Annotated in this window: 7 protein-coding genes and 2 tRNA genes; 1 reads left to right on the top strand and 8 read right to left on the bottom strand. The window is 35.5% G+C overall.

All coding sequences use genetic code 11. From position 1 onward, the window contains the following. Positions 1 to 210: 210 nt before the first annotated feature. Positions 211 to 1263, top strand: a complete 1053-nt coding sequence (locus tag B3C16_RS02745) for a DUF3810 domain-containing protein (protein ID WP_291128524.1) — start codon at positions 211 to 213, stop codon at positions 1261 to 1263. A gap of 66 nt (positions 1264 to 1329) precedes the next feature. On the opposite strand, the gene B3C16_RS02740 is transcribed toward B3C16_RS02745, so the two are convergent. The 8 genes from B3C16_RS02740 to B3C16_RS02705 form a co-directional block, all read right to left on the bottom strand. Continuing rightward, on the bottom strand, positions 1330 to 2382 hold the full coding sequence (locus B3C16_RS02740) for a hypothetical protein (RefSeq protein ID WP_291128523.1): 1053 nt from the start codon (positions 2380 to 2382) through the stop codon (positions 1330 to 1332). A 164-nt stretch (positions 2383 to 2546) separates the two neighbouring features. Continuing rightward, positions 2547 to 3698 carry a UvrD-helicase domain-containing protein gene (locus B3C16_RS02735; RefSeq protein WP_291128521.1) on the bottom strand — a complete coding sequence of 384 codons (1152 nt, stop codon included), beginning with the start codon at positions 3696 to 3698 and terminating at the stop codon, positions 2547 to 2549. After that, positions 3676 to 5277 (bottom strand): ATP-dependent nuclease, encoded by a 1602-nt coding sequence (locus B3C16_RS02730; protein ID WP_291128519.1) that lies wholly within the window; start codon positions 5275 to 5277, stop codon positions 3676 to 3678. The genes B3C16_RS02735 and B3C16_RS02730 overlap by 23 nt, the downstream gene beginning before the upstream one ends. A gap of 200 nt (positions 5278 to 5477) precedes the next feature. Then, complete coding sequence (locus B3C16_RS02725) at positions 5478 to 7376, bottom strand: AAA family ATPase (RefSeq protein ID WP_291128518.1); 1899 nt, start codon at positions 7374 to 7376, stop codon at positions 5478 to 5480. Positions 7377 to 7677: 301 nt separating this feature from the next. Then, a complete protein-coding gene (locus tag B3C16_RS02720; RefSeq protein WP_291128516.1) occupies positions 7678 to 8094 on the bottom strand; it encodes a helix-turn-helix domain-containing protein in 417 nt (138 codons plus the stop codon). 620 nt (positions 8095 to 8714) lie between these two features. Next, positions 8715 to 17936 carry a DUF4082 domain-containing protein gene (locus tag B3C16_RS02715; protein ID WP_291128514.1) on the bottom strand — a complete coding sequence of 3074 codons (9222 nt, stop codon included), beginning with the start codon at positions 17934 to 17936 and terminating at the stop codon, positions 8715 to 8717. A 395-nt stretch (positions 17937 to 18331) separates the two neighbouring features. Next, a tRNA-Arg gene (locus B3C16_RS02710) sits at positions 18332 to 18405 on the bottom strand. A gap of 22 nt (positions 18406 to 18427) precedes the next feature. Then, a tRNA-Pro gene (locus B3C16_RS02705) sits at positions 18428 to 18502 on the bottom strand. Between the last annotated feature and the right edge of the window lie 17 nt (positions 18503 to 18519).

The following is an 18519-nucleotide window of genomic DNA, read 5'->3' as shown; positions in this document are numbered from 1 at the left end:
TTTCATGAATTCAATTACACGTTCCTCTTTTTTAGACGGACGAGGTACCGCATTTAAATCGGCAAACTTGTTCCAAAGTACTTTGGGTTCAAGGTTTCTAATTTCTTGGCTCATTATAGTTGTATTTTTTAAATGTCGAGGCACAAAGTTACAAAGTTTAACGGCTATAGAAATTGAATTGTGATTATATTTACATTTTAAAAATTGACCTTGAAACGCAAACACCTACTTCCTCTATTTTTAGTATTTCAGATACTCTTTCTGAAAATCCTAGCCTTTTTTCCGGTAACGGTAGAGCGTTTTTACAGCAATGGTTTGTACGTTTGGATTTCCCATTTTTCCAGAACCATTTTGGGCAAAATTCCTTTTTCGATAGGCGATATTATTTATGGAATCACCATCATCTATTGCATTTACTGGTTTTTCAAGAATCGGAAACTGAATTGGAAAGACAAGATTTGGGCTACTTTAAGTTTTGTTGCTGTAATGTATTTCATGTTTCATTTCCTTTGGGCTTTCAACTATTATCGTGTGCCGCTTTTCGAGAAAATGAGCATCAAAAGAGAATACACTGAGAAAGAATTAATAGCCTTTACGGAAAAATTGATTGTCAAAACCAATGAAGTACAATTCGCCATAACCAAAGACAGCACTAAGAAAGTAGTCAACCCCTATTCGCAAGACAGTATTTTTAAACTGACACAGAATGGGTATGATCATTTGGCCAAACAATATCCAATCTTTACCTATGAAATCCCAAGCAGAAAGAAATCGCTAATCAGTTTACCGCTGACGTATATGGGATTTGGCGGCTATTTGAATCCGTTTACCAATGAAGCCCAAGTCAATGACAAGTTGCCTATGTATGGCTTTCCGAATGTCGTTTGTCACGAAATGGCGCATCAAATAGGCTTTGGCAGCGAGAGCGAATGCAACTTCATCGGTTTTATGGCTTGCATTAAAAATGATGATTTGTATTTTCAATATTCCGCTTTGACAAGTGCTTTGCGTTATTGTATGGCTAATATTGCAATGAAAAACGAAAAAGAATTCGACCGCTTAAAAACCAAAATCAATTTTGGAATTCTGGAAAATTTCAAAGAAAGCAAAAAGTTTTGGCAACAATACGACACTTTTATTGACAAAACTTTTCACGCTTTTTATGACCAATACTTAAAGTCTAACCAACAAGAAGATGGGATTGACAGTTATAGTAAATTTGTGGATTTGTTGATTAATTATTATAAAGACAAGGAGATATAGTAAAACCGGTCATTATGCCACCCGAGTCCGCAAGGCGAATGGATAAAGTAAACGGCTGTTTGTGAATTATTTCGGTTCCTTTCTTTTTATCCTTCTAATATCAATTTCTATAGGTGGTGGTATTATGAACACTCTAGAATCGCCATCAGCGTCTAAATCTTTTCTCATTTCATCATATATTTCTACTCCCAATTTTATTAACTCTTGATGAAGTAATTTAGCTTTTTCATCATTTACACCTAAAAGATCATGAAAGTTGATTATCTTACTTTTATATTCTCCAATTTTATCTCGAAGTGTTTTAGAAGCCAATAAATACGTCTTTCCAAAAATTCTATTTAGCATAGTAAATTTAATTGGATTTGGTAATGCTATAAATTCATTATCACAAAATAAATTCATTACCATTCCAATGATACTTGAATATGCTTCTAGCCTACCTTTAAATCTTGGATGCGAGAAAAAAGCTGGCGTTGTACCATCAGCGACCTTAATAATTAATTCAATAGTTTTAACTATATATGGAATGGCATCAACTTTCTTTGTCATTTCATCAATAGAAGTAAAAAGATATTTTTGTCCATCACCTATTTGCTTGCTGACAAGTTCTGCGTTTTTATGAGCAATACCGTTTCTTATTTGAGTCAATTTGCGAGCAAATTTTACTTCATCTTCTGTCCAAAGGCTAATTGTTTTAAAATATTCTGCAATATCATTCAGTGTTTTTTTGGAAAATGAATCTTTTATTATTTCCATTGCAATATCATCGACCGCCAAGAAATCACATGCTTTATTAATACAAAACCTTTCTAAAAGCCCTTGTAATTCTATAAATAGTGCTGAATTGTTACCAATGAAATATAGCTCAAAAGCACTGTCAAAAAGGAAATATGTTATACCGTCAGCTGAACCTCTTCTTACGCTTTTAGGAGGAAAAACTTTGTCAAGTTCTTTTTCTAATTTTTGAAATCTCTTTTTCCCAGGCTCAATACTTTTCTCAATTATATCTTGAACATCCTTCAAACGATTTTCAATTCCAGTTTCCTTGACATATAATTTCTTTTCGAGAAGTTCTATATACTCTTTTGGTGGTTTTCTATGTTCGCTATTTTCTGTCATAAGCCATTTAAACAATTACACATAACATGCCGCGGCTTGCAACTTCTGCGACGATTTATTACTAATGATTCCAAGTACAAAACTTGGCTTTGAATTTTCGGAGAAAATTCGGTGGACAAACCATGCCACTCAGTTGTTGCAAACGGCTGTTATCGGCTATTTTTTCATTCTTCGTAGGGAATTAGTTTGTCAAATATACTGTTTCCGTTAAATACAAATGCTACACTATGTCTTGCCCGTGTTGTTGCAACATAAAATTTAGCCAGATGAAATGAATCACTTATTTCTTCTGTCACTACTTGTGTTTTCTTATTCTTCTTTTTTGTCACTTTTGTAAGGTTGCCGTCTGATAGATATTTCTTAAACCCTTCAGTAGGAAAAATTAAAACTCTTTCAAAAGTTTGTCCCTTTGTAGTACCAAAATTTTTTGCTTCCAGTCCAAATGTGTCAACGGTCTTGTCCCATCTTAAAAGTGTTGGCTTATGTTTCTCAATGTAGTTTAAAACCTTATTTTCATTTATTAAAAACAAACCATCGTGTCCCGTATTGTCGGTATTAAACGATACCGTTTTTGTTAAGTGAGGATAAAAGCCATCTGCAAAATCGCATATTGTTTGATTGCTACGATAGCAATCGTTTTTTTCTACAACAGAACATAAGCCTTTCTTTTGCCAATCGTTAAAAAGGTTAATTATATTCTTCCCTTTGTATTTTTTATATTTTGGCGAACAAGTTGTAAAGTAAGTTGCTTGTCTGCAATCACCAACTAAATAGCATTCAATTTTTGATTTTAATAAAAGTTCAACAATGTCAAAGTCATATCCTGAAATGTCTTGAACTTCATCAATGAATATTTTTGAATAAATTTCTTCTAATCTTCCGATTACTTTACCATTTGATTTATCATTACAAATACAAGAAAATTCAGATATATGTTCATTTATTATGAATTTCCCACCAATGAGAAAATAGTTTTTAACATTGGCTTTTTTTACAAATCGCCTGTCAGCTTTGAACTTTCCAATATCAGGTGGAAAATAAACGGTTTCAATTCTTTTATCAGAATATGCAAAGTTTTGATATGGTCTTACACACTCTTGTAATAGGAATGAAAACCAGCTAAGAATTGTTATATTAGTAGGAATAAAACCATTCTCTCGAATAATATAGTTCCGAATTTGATTTATGTTGTCAATAGTATAGGTGAGTATGAGTATATTGTCAGTATGGTTTGAAAGAGCCTCATTAACTATGTAAGTCGTCTTTCTTGAACCAGCGGAGGCAACAATTATTTTATTCGAATGATTGTTTGACATAGCTTGGGAATTCAAATGTTTCGGTAGTGTTAAAGATTGATAAAGCACATTCTGTTTTGTTATCAATCATAAAATCAACAATTGCTTGTTTGTCTGGTAAACTCGTTTTGAAGATTTTATTAAGTGTTGCTAAATCGTTGCAAGCAACAAGTTGCGGTTCTAAAGTTTTCAGAGTGTCATCCTTATCATAACAAATTTTTATGTTCGCAACTCCGATATAATCTACATATTTGTTTTCTACCTTTTTTTTGTAATCGCCATCATTATCCGTCACTACACAAACTTCTTTTTTTAATAGTTTGGCAATTTCTAGAAATCTTTTAAAAGATAATCCTTTTACCGAAATTGTGTCTATACCATCCTCAATAGGTAACTTACCTTTGGAAATATAATAAGCTTTTTGCACAATTAATTCATCAGAAGGACCTTCAACTAAAATTGATTTTTTAGAAAGAACTAATCGCAAAGTGTCGTAGCCAGCTAACTTTTTGAAGTAGTCTTGTGTATCAGTTTTTAAATCTTTTAGGCTCATTGTTTTCCTGTCTTCGCCCCACAAAATGAGATTGTCAAGCCCTAATTTGTTTAATACAAAAGTGCTATGAGTCGTAATTATTATTTGTTTGTCTTTACATTTTTCTGCCATTTTTTTAATCAAGGCATTCATTGTAGAAAATGAAAGATGGTTTTCAGGCTCTTCAATTAATATAACATCGCTCTTAGTGATATTCTTGTCCAATGCCAGTAGCATTTTAATAAAGTTCTGTTCTCCTTTACCTGAGAATTGAAACGGAATGTCGTCTATGTAAGATGTTAGATTATTCTCCCAACTTGATTTTTGTGATATGTCAATTGAAACAGAAAGGTCTTTGTTGGTAATTTCTCCTTTATTGCTTTTTAGTTTTGTGTTGATGGCTTTTAGCGCATCTTGTTCTTTAAAGGATTCTTTAAGGTTTCTGAAAGCCAACGATAGACCGGTTCTTTCTTTTATATCTAAACTCTCTTCTATAATTTTTTGAAGATAATAGTCCGCACCGTTTTGAAGTTTTATTGTGGTAGTGTCTATTAAGGTAGAATAAAGTTCAACACTTCTGGGTGTTATTAGTTTGTTTGCATAGTCATAAAGTTTCGCACTGTAATACTCTGTTGGTAGGGTTGTAATATTTGTTGGGTCTGCGATATACTTTGAATATTCGTCTTTGTAATCTTCGTTGAATTCAATTTTTAAAGAAACGCCATAAGTGTCTTCATTTTTTGAATTGTTTGACCCTTTAAGCTTTACAAACTCTGGTTTATTGTGAAGGTAAATTTCAATTAGAATTGACGGTAAAGCAGGATTTGAACCAGACTTTAATTTTGTAAGATATTCGTCAACTACAGACTTGCTAAAAAGGAATGGTGAAATTTCATAATTGATATTTCGACCATTGAGCTGTCCAGTTAGCACTAAATTTATTGCTTCCAACAATGTAGATTTTCCAGCTTCATTGTCACCTACAATAATATTCAATTCTTTATTAAGACTGATTTCAAAATTTTGAAGTGTCTTGAAATTCTGAATTATTACTTTTTGAATATTCATCTTGTCGTTTACTTGTTTTTATTTCCCACTGTTGATGGTTTGTACTGTCGCTATAAAATACCCAATAACGGTCTCGCGTTAGGTATCGTTGCAGCAAGACGAACTGAGTCCTTCTGCTAAACTAGAGTTTTTTTTGCGAGATGAAAAAAGTTACTGCAACCAAAATAGAACAAGATTCTTTCCTGCTGTTAGCGACTGCCTTATACTAGTTTATTTATTTCTACAAACATTTTGTCAAAATTGTCTAGCGTTTCTGCAGAAAAGAATGATTTATCTACGCCTAGCTGATTTAATTTATTAGCCGGACGATAGTGATTAAATCTATCCTTTCCAATCACTTTATTAATTTGTTTGAGTATAGTTTCAATTTTTGGGTCTAAATCAGTGACTTTTATTTCTGCATATTCGCCTGCAAAAGCTTGATTGAAGATAGAGAGATATTCTTCTTTTGTAAATAGATCTTCAATGTCAGCTGACTTAGTACCTGTGCTAGTAAACTCATCGAAAAAACGGATATTTTTATCACGGATAATTTTATGGCGAATCAAATCCTCGACTCGTTGTTTTCCCTTTTGATCCGTAAATGAATCTAAAAGACAAACCACATTTAGTTTTTGACCTCTAAGTAACGAAATAAAAGTCGTTACCTTATCTAATCCACCAACGGGAACAATAGTAAAATCCGGTTTCAAAAAGTTTCGTTTTTCGATTTCTAGTATATTTGATACCACTGTTAAAAAAAGTAAATCCGCAGGGCCTTCAACTAATAAATTGTTTTTTGATATAAATAAGTTTTGAGCGATGTCATAACCTAAGGCTGCTTGCAAAGGAAATAGTGTGTTAGGGTCTTTTTCCTGAATTGAATCAGAAATTACTGTTCCTTGTTCTGTTTCTAAACATGTTCTGACACGATTTAATTTGGTTGATTCAACCATAAATGGTGAGTGCGTAGTGTAGATAATTTGATATTTAGAAGATAAATCTTCAATGAACCGCAACAAATCAGCTTGAGCTGAAGCGTGAAGATTAAGTCCTGGTTCATCCAAAAGCAGTATATAATCTGAAGTTTTGTCCGCTTGTATTTTGCTGAACCAGACAATGAATGAGAAAAACCAATTAAAACCCTTACTTCGACGATCTAAAGGTAAAGTGATTTTATGTCGTTGACTACGAACACGGATATCCAAATACTTTTGTCCATGTAAATCCTGAATACGAAATTCAATATCTAAATTTTTATTTGTAGACCAATATTTAAAAATTTCATTTGTTATCTTATTTGAAGATGCCTCGAGTAATGCTATAAATTTTTCGTAATCGGTTGAAGTTAAAATATCATTTGGCTCAATACGAGCTAACTCTAATAAAGCTCTGGCTGTTTTTAGTTTTTCATCACCGTTAGCGGTGTTTATTATTTCACTAATATTTATTTTTCCCCCTAAGTGGTAATAATCATCAAAATACCAGAATTTCGGCATTTGAGGTTTTATAACTTTCATGTAAATTTTATATGCTACACAATTTTCCCATGTTGACGTTGATGCATAATTTATTAATTCGTCAATTTCTTTTTTTAATGCGGTAAAATCTGTATCACCCTCCTGTTGTTCAATCGAAGTGAAATCTTTTATAGAATCCAATTTTTTCAAAGATTCCTGTGTAACCTTTGAAAAAGTCATATTTTTGATACGATTTTCCAAAAACTTTTTTTCGTTAGCGCCGATGGTTACCGAATTAGCTTTTTTATAGTTGCATGTGTAAGTAAAGCTTTTTGCAGAAAATACATCTTTTCCGAATTTTTCCTCTATTTCCTTTTGAATCTCGTCACCAATTTCATATGTACAAGTTAAAATTTCTTGGTCTTCATCACCGTGTTCAAAGTCGACAAGTTCGTTTCGCGGGAAATCTTGAGTGATATTAAAATTAAAATCTTCATCGTCATTGAAATAGTTAGTTTTGGCAACAGCTTCTAGAAAGGTTGTTTTTCCAGATTCGTTCATCCCTACTATTGTCGTAACAGCAGAATCAATATCTACTTCTTGTGTGTTTAAAATACTCTTGTATTTATTGATTTTGACATGTGATAACTTAAGTTTCATATATTCAATAGATTAAATTAAAAATGCGCAATGTAAGGAAATATTGTACAACCTGAAAATCAATAGTTTGGCAAAGGTTTTTGCTGACTAGTTTATATACATAATGAAAACAACCATTCTGTCTGCTTTTAAGATGTATAAGTATAACGCTAATAATACTTTTTACAACACGACCAATAAAGTAAAAGTACTACAAATATGTTTTGTTACAACAAAATTTCCCAACTGAATTATCAACAATTTCTAAAACAAAAAAGCCTCTCTTTCGAAAGGCTTCAAACATTGAATTATAATTGTGGTCTTATTTATCAAGCAGCTTCTCTAAGTAAGCTACTTTATCTTTTTCGGCTTGCAGCAATCGCTCATAAAGCTTTTCTTTTTCTTCGAAGAGTTCGACCACTTTATCTAGCGGGTTAAAATTACATTGGTTAGCGTGAAAAGTTCCCTGACTCTCAGCAAAGCTATTATCGTAGAAATTATTAAAATATGTTATCACTTCTTCCTCTGAAAAATTCTTAATTGCTTCTGTACTAACACCAAGAGCCACTGCAATTTGTCTTAGTTTATCTTCATCAACAGTCTCACTATTTTCAATCGTAGAAATAGTTTGCTGGCTCACGCCTATAGCCATCGCCAATGCCTCTTGTTTCATGTCACGCAATTCTCTGATGCGGCTGATGTTTCTTCCTATGTGCTTTGGTTTGGTGGTGGTGTTCATGGTAAAAATAGGTATTTAGGTTCGTGCTTTGTTTAGTAAATTACCGGCATTGCTGGTAGGCTACATTTCTTATCAAGTTTTCAATAGTTTGGTGTGGGCAACACACCTACACAAAAATAAACTTTTTTCGCACAACTCCACTTCGTTAAGGTTAAAAATCGTAAAAGTATAATGTTCAATTCGCGAATTAAACACCTCCCAATCCCACGCCACAACCCACAAACCATAACTCATAACTCATAATTCATAATTCATAATGTCTCGTCCCATGTGGCTAGTGTATAGCTCAAGTATAGGAAAGCCCTACTTAGTGTATGAGTAGTGTATCAAAACATACATTATGTCAAATAGAGTTATGCCCAAAAAAAATATTTTGCCAGAGTGTCTCCTATATACCTCCTATATGGCTCCCTTATAGCTCCCTTATAGATGAAGCATCAATGGTGACAGTTTACTGCATGACAATAAAACATTACCAATGCAGTGCCAGAAGCTTTTAAGTGCATCGATTGATACAGCGCAAAAGAAGACGCTATCTAAAGTTACAGTCAGTTTGTTGACTTACTGATTAATTACTACAGCCATAAAGATTTACAATAATATTTTTTAATTGGCTTATACTATCTCTTAACTACTTTTAAAGTTTTGACCTCATCATCTTGTTTAATGATAACATTGTAAACACCACTTGGGTATCTACTTCCTATTTGTAAAGTGGCTAATTCTGAAGAAGTAGCTTCATAAGATTCAACTAATCTTCCTAACATATCATAAACCTTTACACTTACAGAGGATTGACTTTGTGTAGACACGTCAACTAAGAAACTGTTATCAAATGGGTTTGGATAAGCTTTAACTTCAAATCCAGACTGAATCATTTTTGAAGCTAATGATGGTGTTCGTATAGAACAATTCTTTCCTGCTTTACCTTCGCCATAGTAAATCAATTTTACAGAAACCAAATAATCACTAGCTGCTTCTACTCCTGTAAACATATTCAAGTTAAAGAAGTTTCCTGAACGAACTATAGATAAAGGTATATCTTGAGGTACTCCGTCCACTAATTTTTGCAACAAAAATTCATAGGAGGCTCCTGATACAAACTCACAATAAATGTTTTCACTCGATGAAGTAACCTCATAAGGTTGCGGATTCTCTTCATCGCCATTATCACATTGTGATTCTTTGAGTCCAACAGTAATAAATTCCGGTGTTCCTATCAAACATGGAGGACTAAATGGCGAATCATAAGTAACTCCATCAATTTGAATTTTCACCGATACTGACACATAATACTGTGACTCAAAGGTCAATGTTAAACCAGGAAAACTATTCAATCGGAAACTAGTAGCAATAGTTGTAAAATCATAATCTGAAGTTGTTCCTAATTTTCTAACCCGATAGGTATAATTAACAGCATTGGGCACCGAATTGATATAAATTCTGTCTAAGATACCAGACAAAGTCTGACCACATTGGTTTGCTGATACACTTATGACAGAAACCGGTGGAGTACTTACTGTACACTCAAAACCATAATCTGAAGTAACCAAAGATCCGTTAACCATAATATCTGATTGAACTGCTACCAAATAACTCTTACCAAATGAAACCGGTAAACCGGGAACATTAGTCAATCGGAAACTTGAAGATACAGAAGTATATTCATAATAAGTTGTCGGTGCGGTAGTCAAAGCAACGCGCCATCTGTAAAGCTGAGTACCTAAAACCGTAGAAGCATAAATTCTTGTATTCAATGCCTCTAACGTTTGGCCACATAAAGAGGTTAATTGGTTAGTAGGAAGACTCGGAGTAGTAATGATGCATACATTACTATAAGGTTGTTCTATGCTATTAACCACTGCAGCTACTTGAACACTATAAGAAGTCCCAAAAGCATAAATATTAGTCATGGTTAAGTTAAAGTTGGCAATACTACTATCTACGGTAGCTGTTGCATTGGTAGCATTGTTTCTTACTTTAAATCGGTAACCTAAAGTACCTACAACACCACTTGGAATGGAACATTTGATTCTTGAATCTATTGCTGGCAACGTTAAACCACAGAAATTGGTGATATGACTTAAATAAGCACCTGTCACAACATTAGAAATGACATTACTATTAACGGTAGTAGTCGATAGACAAATATCTCCTGCTACACTAATAGTCACACTAACTTGATTACCGTTGGCCAAATTACCAACAACAAAAGTATTTGAAGCGCCATTTTGAACCGATACGCCATTTACCTTAAAATCATAACTTACAATACCGCCACCTAAATTATCCGCATGGGCAGTAAAAGTAACAGTTGTACCATAAGCAAAAGTATTATCTACATCATTGCTCTCTAAAGAAACTGTTGGGGTAAAGCTAGGATTAATAATAATGCCCGGAACTGTACTGGGAGAATCAAGTATTGTACTACACCCCGCAGCACTTGTGATAGAGGTTAAAGTGTAATTACCGGTGCTTGAATTACTATTAAAAATAACATCTACCCAATAATTAGCATTACTGCTTGTTGCAGGATATCCGGTACCTGGTTGTTTGTAATAACTAGCTTCTGCTGTTAGTGTTGAATTTACAAAAGGAACAGCCAGACCATTTGCTGTATAGGCATAATAGTTAGGATTTGGAGAAAAATAAGAAGCCACATAACTCACTCCAGCCGTTATGGGAACAGGAGTAGCAAAAACAATTTCTTTCCAACCCGGTGTATTATCACTTATATAATTTGCCGTGGCTATTGGGGTAGTTTCATTCCCAACAGTCCATAATGATCCCGTGAAGTTCAATATTTCAGTACCTGTTTTATAAAAACGAATACCGCTTATGGTACCATCGATAGAAGATTTGATTTTTACCCCTAATTCTGTTGGTGCATTGTCTACCGATTGTGAGCCGCCGATTGTGCTGGTATTCCAAATTGAGTTAGAAGAAGGCACATGGTTAGCTACTCCAACAGAGAACGGTATTCCGCTCGTAATGTCTGCATAAGTATTTCCATTAATAACTAAAGAAAAAGGTCCGTTTCCGGCTGTCGATTCAAAAACTAAATCAATATCACTGCCCGAACATAAAGTTGTTTGAGTCGGTGAAATTGTTCCTACCGGCAAAGAGGCTTTTGTCACAAAAACACTGCTCACTGGACTACCCGTATTTTCACATCCTTCTGCATCAATAATATTGGTTAATGAATAAACCAATGAATTATTATCTGCTTGAGAAAATAGTACATCTACCCAATAATTAGCTGTATTGCCCGAATTTGGAAATCCTCCTCCATATTGGTAAACCCCATTTGCCCCATCAATTCCTGATTGTAAAGCAGTCAAAACACCATTGGTCTGACCATTACTGGCAAAGTAACCTGCATCGATTGCAAAAAAGCCGTCTTGTGAAAAATAAGAAGCGATATAAGTTGTATTGGCTTGTATAGGAACAGGAGTTGCAAAACGCACTTCTTGCCAGCCACTAGCTGTTTCAGCTGTAAATAAAGCGCTGGCTAATAGTGAACCGTTAGCGTTCCATAAATTAGCCGTATGCGCTCCTGTATTGGTAAGTCCTTTATAAAAACGGATTCCGGTGATAAAACCTTCGATAGTTGATCTAAATTTAGTTCCAACCTCGATAGGCAGATTATCAGTAACACTAGGATTAGCCGGTATATCTGAATCGTTCCAAATACTGATTTCTTCCACATTAAAATTAGCAAATGTCTCACCAATCTGAACATTTGAATAGGTTATACCATTTACGACCAAAGTATAAGGAGAAACTCCGGAGGCTTCTGTTAATTCTAAAGCTATATTTTCACCAGGGCAAATAGTAAGACTAGCAGCGCTTAAAGTGGCGGTTGGGTTTAACTTAACAGTCAGGGCAGCTTCATCACTAGTAACACTTCCTACTGTATTTGTCCAAATTGCTTTGTATTGATTACCATTATCTTCTGAACTAATATTCAATGCTAGGCTCTCACTTGTTGCATCCTCAATATCTAACCAAGTCGTTCCATTATCCGTACTTTCTTGCCATTGTACTGTTGGTGTTGGATTTCCTATAGCCAAAGACGAAAAAGTCAATTCAGTACCGCCGCAAGCTTCTTGAGCTGTGGGTTGCATCATAATAACTGGAGCGCTTAAAGGAGCATCACCACAGACAAAACTGATTTCTTTTAAAACGGGTGATACAGTATTATTTGTAGTTGCAAAATCTGCTTTGTATTGGATATACTGAGAAATTCCTCCAACAAAAGTTCCACTTGAAGGTATGGTAAACCAAGTCGCATTCAAAATATCTTCGCTGGAATTAGATTGGCGTTGGGAAATTTGTAAAGTAGTTCCCGAAGGAATAGAAGCATCCCAACTAGCATTTTGCCATTGAATAATATTTCCGGCATTAAAAATTCTGGAAATGAAGGTACCTGATGAAGCAAAAGGTGAAACCCTTATCCAATCTACACTAACACTCGGACCTCCGGCGTTATAATCGCTGATTGCCGGGCGCATAGTTCCTCCGATAGTGATCGCTTCGGTATGAACCAAAGTTCCGTCTACGTAATATTTGACAGCCGACGCTTCCCATTCAATTTTATACAAATGAGGAGAATCTAATAAACTTCCGGGTAAATTAACATCAACTGAAGTTACCCCATTTAAAGAGGTTCTGGCTCTTAAGACCGACGATTGATTTCCGGTACTGAACATTGCCCAAGCGGATTGTCCGGTATAAATTCCATTCGAATCTGTAGCATCTGTTCCGGCTCCAAAACCAACATGTTGGAATGAGGCAGATCCAAAAGTAGCCACAAACTCCATTGAACTTCCCGGTCCGAAAACAGTTGTAGGAGATACAGTATTGAATCGGGCACCATCAACCGTTACAGCACCACCCGAAACAGAAGTTATTCCTCCTGTCCAAGCAAAACTTGACCAACCACTTGGAAAACTTGAGCCATTAAATGCTTCATTGATTATTGCATTTAAACTCAATCCACCGCCTTCAGTATCAATCACCATTGTATTGGCAATTGTTCCCATATTAAAATCAGCACTACTGGTGTCTAAAGCACAAGGTCCGGCCGGCATCACAAAATTCATATTTTCAGGAGCAATAGGCTGTATTGTACTATTATCAACAGCATCAACAGAAGTTACTCTAAAGTAGTAAGTTGTATTTAAACTTAAATTGGTTAATATAACTGAATGATTAGTCACTAAAGCACTACTTGAATGAGTTAAAGCAAGATTTTCTTCATGAGTTCCTAAATAAACTACTGAAGTTGATGGCTCGTCGGTATTCCAAGTTATTGTTGCAGTTCCATCATTATTTGGTGTTGCAACAACATTACTAATTATGGGTGAAAGAATATCAACACCATAAGTTGCCGTATAATTTCCCGATGCTGCCTCAAAAAAAGCATAATTTATTCCTTTAATTACTTCCGTAGTATAGGCAACGGGAGAACCTTCAAGTTGTAAACTGATCAATTCACCATTGGAAGAACTTACCGGCAGCATTCCTTGTAATTGGTGAGCGCCTGAAGCTTGTGCCATCGTAAAACTTAATATATTATTGGCAAAAGCCAGATTAGAATAAGTAGAAGCGTTTCTGCTATCCAACCATGTTAACATCTGCTTGGCTGAAATTACAGGAACATTATGAGCAATAGCCGAAGCAATAATGGCATTACTTCCCACAACAGATTGATCGCCTGGATTATTATTATCTGTATGCATATTGGCACAAAAGACACCATAGTAACCTAAACTTCCTTGCGCATTATCTAATAAAGTATTGATAAAATTAGCCACATTCAATCCCGATTCATCCGGCATTTGAGTGGTCAATTGGTAATTGTCTATTATAGTTCCGTCTAAATCCGCAAAGCGCATTGGCATTCCGGAACCGGTAAACATTCCAGGTCGATTTTGAACCCAAGAAGCCGGCCAATAATAATAATCTGTGTTTAATCGAATGCCATTGGCTATCTCCACTTTTGGCTTACTTGCCCAATCACTCCATGAAATACAATGGGTGCGATGGGTTTTAGCCGCTGATAAATTGGTATATTTATTATTAAAATCGGTCATTTGGTTAGCAAATGATGATTGCAATCCGGAATAAGTATACACATTACATCCCGAGTTTACATGTAATGCTATTTCAAAACCTTGCGCTTCATAAGTAGCGGCGTCAGTATTGCTTAATGGCGTACTTGGATAAATATAAGAAGTACCGCGAATCGCTCTCCAATTTAAAACATCCTCAGCCGTGTTATTTCCGAAACTCAAATAATAATCAAATCGTCCGGCAGTTCCATTATTTCCATGATCGTCACCGGTCATTACAACGGCGGCTTTTAACTTCCGTGGCAAAAACCAAAAACGTGGCAATGGCATTATGTCCAAATTACTCTGAAGAATAATGTTAGATAATAAACGTTGTTGTTCATCGGCTTGCGGAATCGCTATTTTATCAAAATCAATCCAATCCGGTTGGAACAAGTCATTGGAACGAATATTACCGTCATTTTGATCATCTCTTTGTTGACCGGCCCAAGATGGATTACCTTGACGAGTATAGACAATTGATTTGGCTAAATCATATGCAAAAGCAATGGCTTTTCCTGATCCTACATTTTTAAAAGTAACAGCCGGATTTGAAGTGGCAGTATTAGCTGACGAATACAATGTTGCTATTGCAAAAGCGTCATTTAAAGTATACAAATCAGCATTTGAATGGTATTGAATAGTTTGATCAACCAAACCAACACCCGGTCCGGAAGCAGTATTAATTAACAAATATTGATCAGATAATGTTCCGGAAACAGAAGCAATACCCATTAAAGGGAACAAGTCTTCATCCGGTTTAAAGGCAATCAGCGTTTTACCCGAAGTAACCCAATCGTTAAACATTGAACTTTGAGAAGCATCGATAGCCATTTCACCTAAAATAGCTACATCGTATTGCGCTAAAACAGTTTCATTCACTTGAGAAATGTCCAAAGCTTTAAATTGATTAATTCCTTCAGCCCTGAGTATTTCAATAGTATATCGACTGAAAGGATTGGAGGCCGAACTAATGATTAAAATTGGACCACCGGGACCATCAGGTGTTGGAATTGGATTGGGTTGCAATTCAGCAGCCGTTGTAAAAGTCCATGAATAATCAGTTTGAATAGCATTTCCTGATAAATCTTCAATGCCTGATTTTAATATTGCAGTATAAGCAGTTGAAAAATTTAATGGATTTGTTGGCGTTAGTGTTGCTGTCTTAGTTCCATTAGTATAAACAACCGTAGCAGGAACTAAATTATTTTCACTATCACGAAGTTCGAAAGAAGCTTCATTTAAGGTCGTAGCATTTATATTTTCACTAAAAGTGGCACTTACCGTTGTTGTGTAAGAAACTAAAGTAGCCTCTTCAACAGGTTGCACTTGTGTAATCGAAGGCGAAGTTGTATCGGTGGCTTCAGTGTTGAAAACAACATCAACCCAATAATTACTGGCTTGATAAGTTTGTGATGGAAAAGCCGAATTTTGGGTATAAACATACACACCATTTGGTCCGTCTGTTCCATCTGCCAAAGCAGTAAGATTTCCGGTAATTACAGCCGATGTAAAATAAGCCGATGTAGAAGTATATCGATTCTCACTACTATGATAAGAAATAACATAAGTCTGATTTGCATTAATGGCTACTGGCGAAGTAAAAGCAGCTTCTTGCCATCCACTGGAAGATTCTCCTGTAAATAGCACCGAGGCCAACAATGTTTGGTTTGAATCCCATAAATTTCCGGTATGTGTACCATTATCGCCTATCGCTTTATAAAAACGAATTCCGGTGATAAAGCCATCGACAGCGGATTTAAACTTCATCCCAACTTCAATAGGCTGACCATCATTTTCATGAAGTGCAGGAGTACTGGTACTTGCAAAAATAGAACACGGACAAACAATTGGTTCCGGTTCACCAATGGTGATAGTGATACCTTCTCCCTGTGTTTCAATATTGCCGTTGTCATCAAAAGCTCTGGTCTGAATGGTTACCAAGCCTTGAGCAGTCGGAATCCAAGAATAACTCCAATTGGTCATCCCAACAGCTACATTCCAAGTTGTTCCTCCATCAACAGAAACTTCAACACCGGCAACTGCGCCATCGGTATCCGAAGCTGTTCCTGAAATAGTTACTTGACTGTTCTGTGGCAAAATTGAATCTTGTAACGGATAAACAATGGCTGAAACAGGAGGATTTACATTGATAGGATTTGAGATAATTAATTCCGGTTGTACTGTTGCCGGCAAAACACCCATATCTGTAAAAACATTAAGTGTAGCTTGTTGCATATCCTGACTTGGCGGTTCATTTCCTCTATCGTGATGTTCATCTAAACCCCAACTCCACTGTACGGTTCCTGCTCCAAAAACTAGTGCGCCACTAGTATGTCTGTACATCGAAAGTTTATGATTCTTACCTACTAAAAAAGTACTTGAAAGCGTTACTCTACCAGGTGGATAGAAAGCATGGAATTGCTCGAAATCAAATTCATAGCCCAAAGTTCCATAAGGTAATGTTACGGATTGACCTTCGCCTAAACTAGCAATACTCGTGTTTCTCCAAAACCTAAGATTTTTATAAGTATCCGGAACCACTATTGAACCTGTTGCGTCACCCCAACTGATTTGACCGGTCAAAGCATTTTCTGGTCGACCTGCATCACTTCCTGGGTAATTTGTTGGACTACCATCTCGCCATAAACCTGTCCAAATTGGCGTTGAAGTATCACATTTAAATCCGCATTGATTTTCTCCTGAGCCGCCTTCTTTGTAACAAACTAAAGTACGATGGTTATCTTCCCAACGGGTTTTCCAATAGACTTCATTCCCACTAAAAAAACCAAGATGAACACCGGCATCACGAGCATTTTCAAACTTTGTTCGCTCAGCGGCTGACCAATATTCATCATGTCCAACCGATAAAAGGACTTTGTGCAAACTCGGTGTTATAGCAGTTGTATTCCGATCCATATCGACATCGGTAGTATAAGAAACATTATAGCCATTTCGTTCCAACCAACGTATCATAGGATATTCAGAATCAAAAAGCCAATCTTCTGATGAACTACTTCCGCCACCGCCACCGCGAGTGTAAAACGGGCGATTATAACTTACTTTTGTAGCGCGATTCGAACCGGGAACTGAAATGCCGGAATTGTTTACATATAAACTATTGCCTCCATAACCGTTATAAGCTTGCCAAGTAGTATCTGACGTTTTAAAAAGCATGTCACTTGGAACACCATCATTTCGAATAATGAAAGCTATATGACTTGAACCATTATTATCGGCTCTTGTTAACTTAGCCAGAAAAAGTCCGGATATCGCACCTGTAGTATTCCATGAAGCCGAAACACTCCAATTACTACAATCGGTTTTTCCTGTAGCCACTTCATATAATGGTGATGGTTGAATGGTTCCTGCAAAAGAACCTAAATCAGCAATCAATCGAGCACCGTCGTTATTGTAGTAACCCAATCGATATATCTTTATGGTAAAGTTTGTCTGTGGTGCTTTACAATCAATTTTGAAATCAATGGTTTCTCCTGTATTCACACTAATATCTGTAGCAAAACCTTGAATACTCAAATCTCCCGAACCTACTATATCCCATTCTGAAGCAGGATTTCCTTGATTAGCATTCTCTGCTACAATTGGATTTTGCGCAAAAAGTGAGCTGCTCAACAAAAAGATAAGGAATAAAAAAGAACTAGATTTAGCATTTAATAAAGCCAAAAATGATTTTACCAACGAATTTTTACAACTATCTGTTTTCATAATAAATGGGGTTATATTTATAAATCAGATATTTATTAGCAGTGCAAAACTGATTAGCAAATCAATTAAATCAAAACTTATCAATGATTATTCTTATAAATATCTGACTACAACATTAATATTTTTATGCGCTAACAGAAAAAATTATAGATATAAAGCCCGAAAACTCTACTAATTACATGTTTTCAAGTAAAATTTGGATTTATGACAACCCATTTTAGAATAAAATTTTGAAAAGTATTTTTCCAATTTTAGAACAATACATTTCTTTTTTTAGCTATTTTTTTTAATCGAAGTGTGATTTTCTAACTAAAATTTTGAATCCAATCCTAAAAATAAAAAATCTTAAAAGTGTAGAAACAAAAAAACCACTGATTTCTCAGTGGTTTATCTTGTGATCCCAGAAGGATTCGAACCTTCGACCTACTGCTTAGAAGGCAGTTGCTCTATCCAGCTGAGCTATGGAACCATTAAAAAGTCTTTTACAATTGTCGGGGTGGCAGGATTCGAACCTGCGGCCTCCTGCTCCCAAAGCAGGCGCGATAACCGGGCTACGCTACACCCCGTGTATTTATTATCTGTG

The sequence above is a fragment of the Flavobacterium sp. UBA7682 genome, assembly GCF_002482945.1.
Lineage (GTDB): Bacteria > Bacteroidota > Bacteroidia > Flavobacteriales > Flavobacteriaceae > Flavobacterium.
Note: the sequence above shows the minus strand (reverse complement) of the source record. Positions and strands in the feature narration are given on the sequence as shown.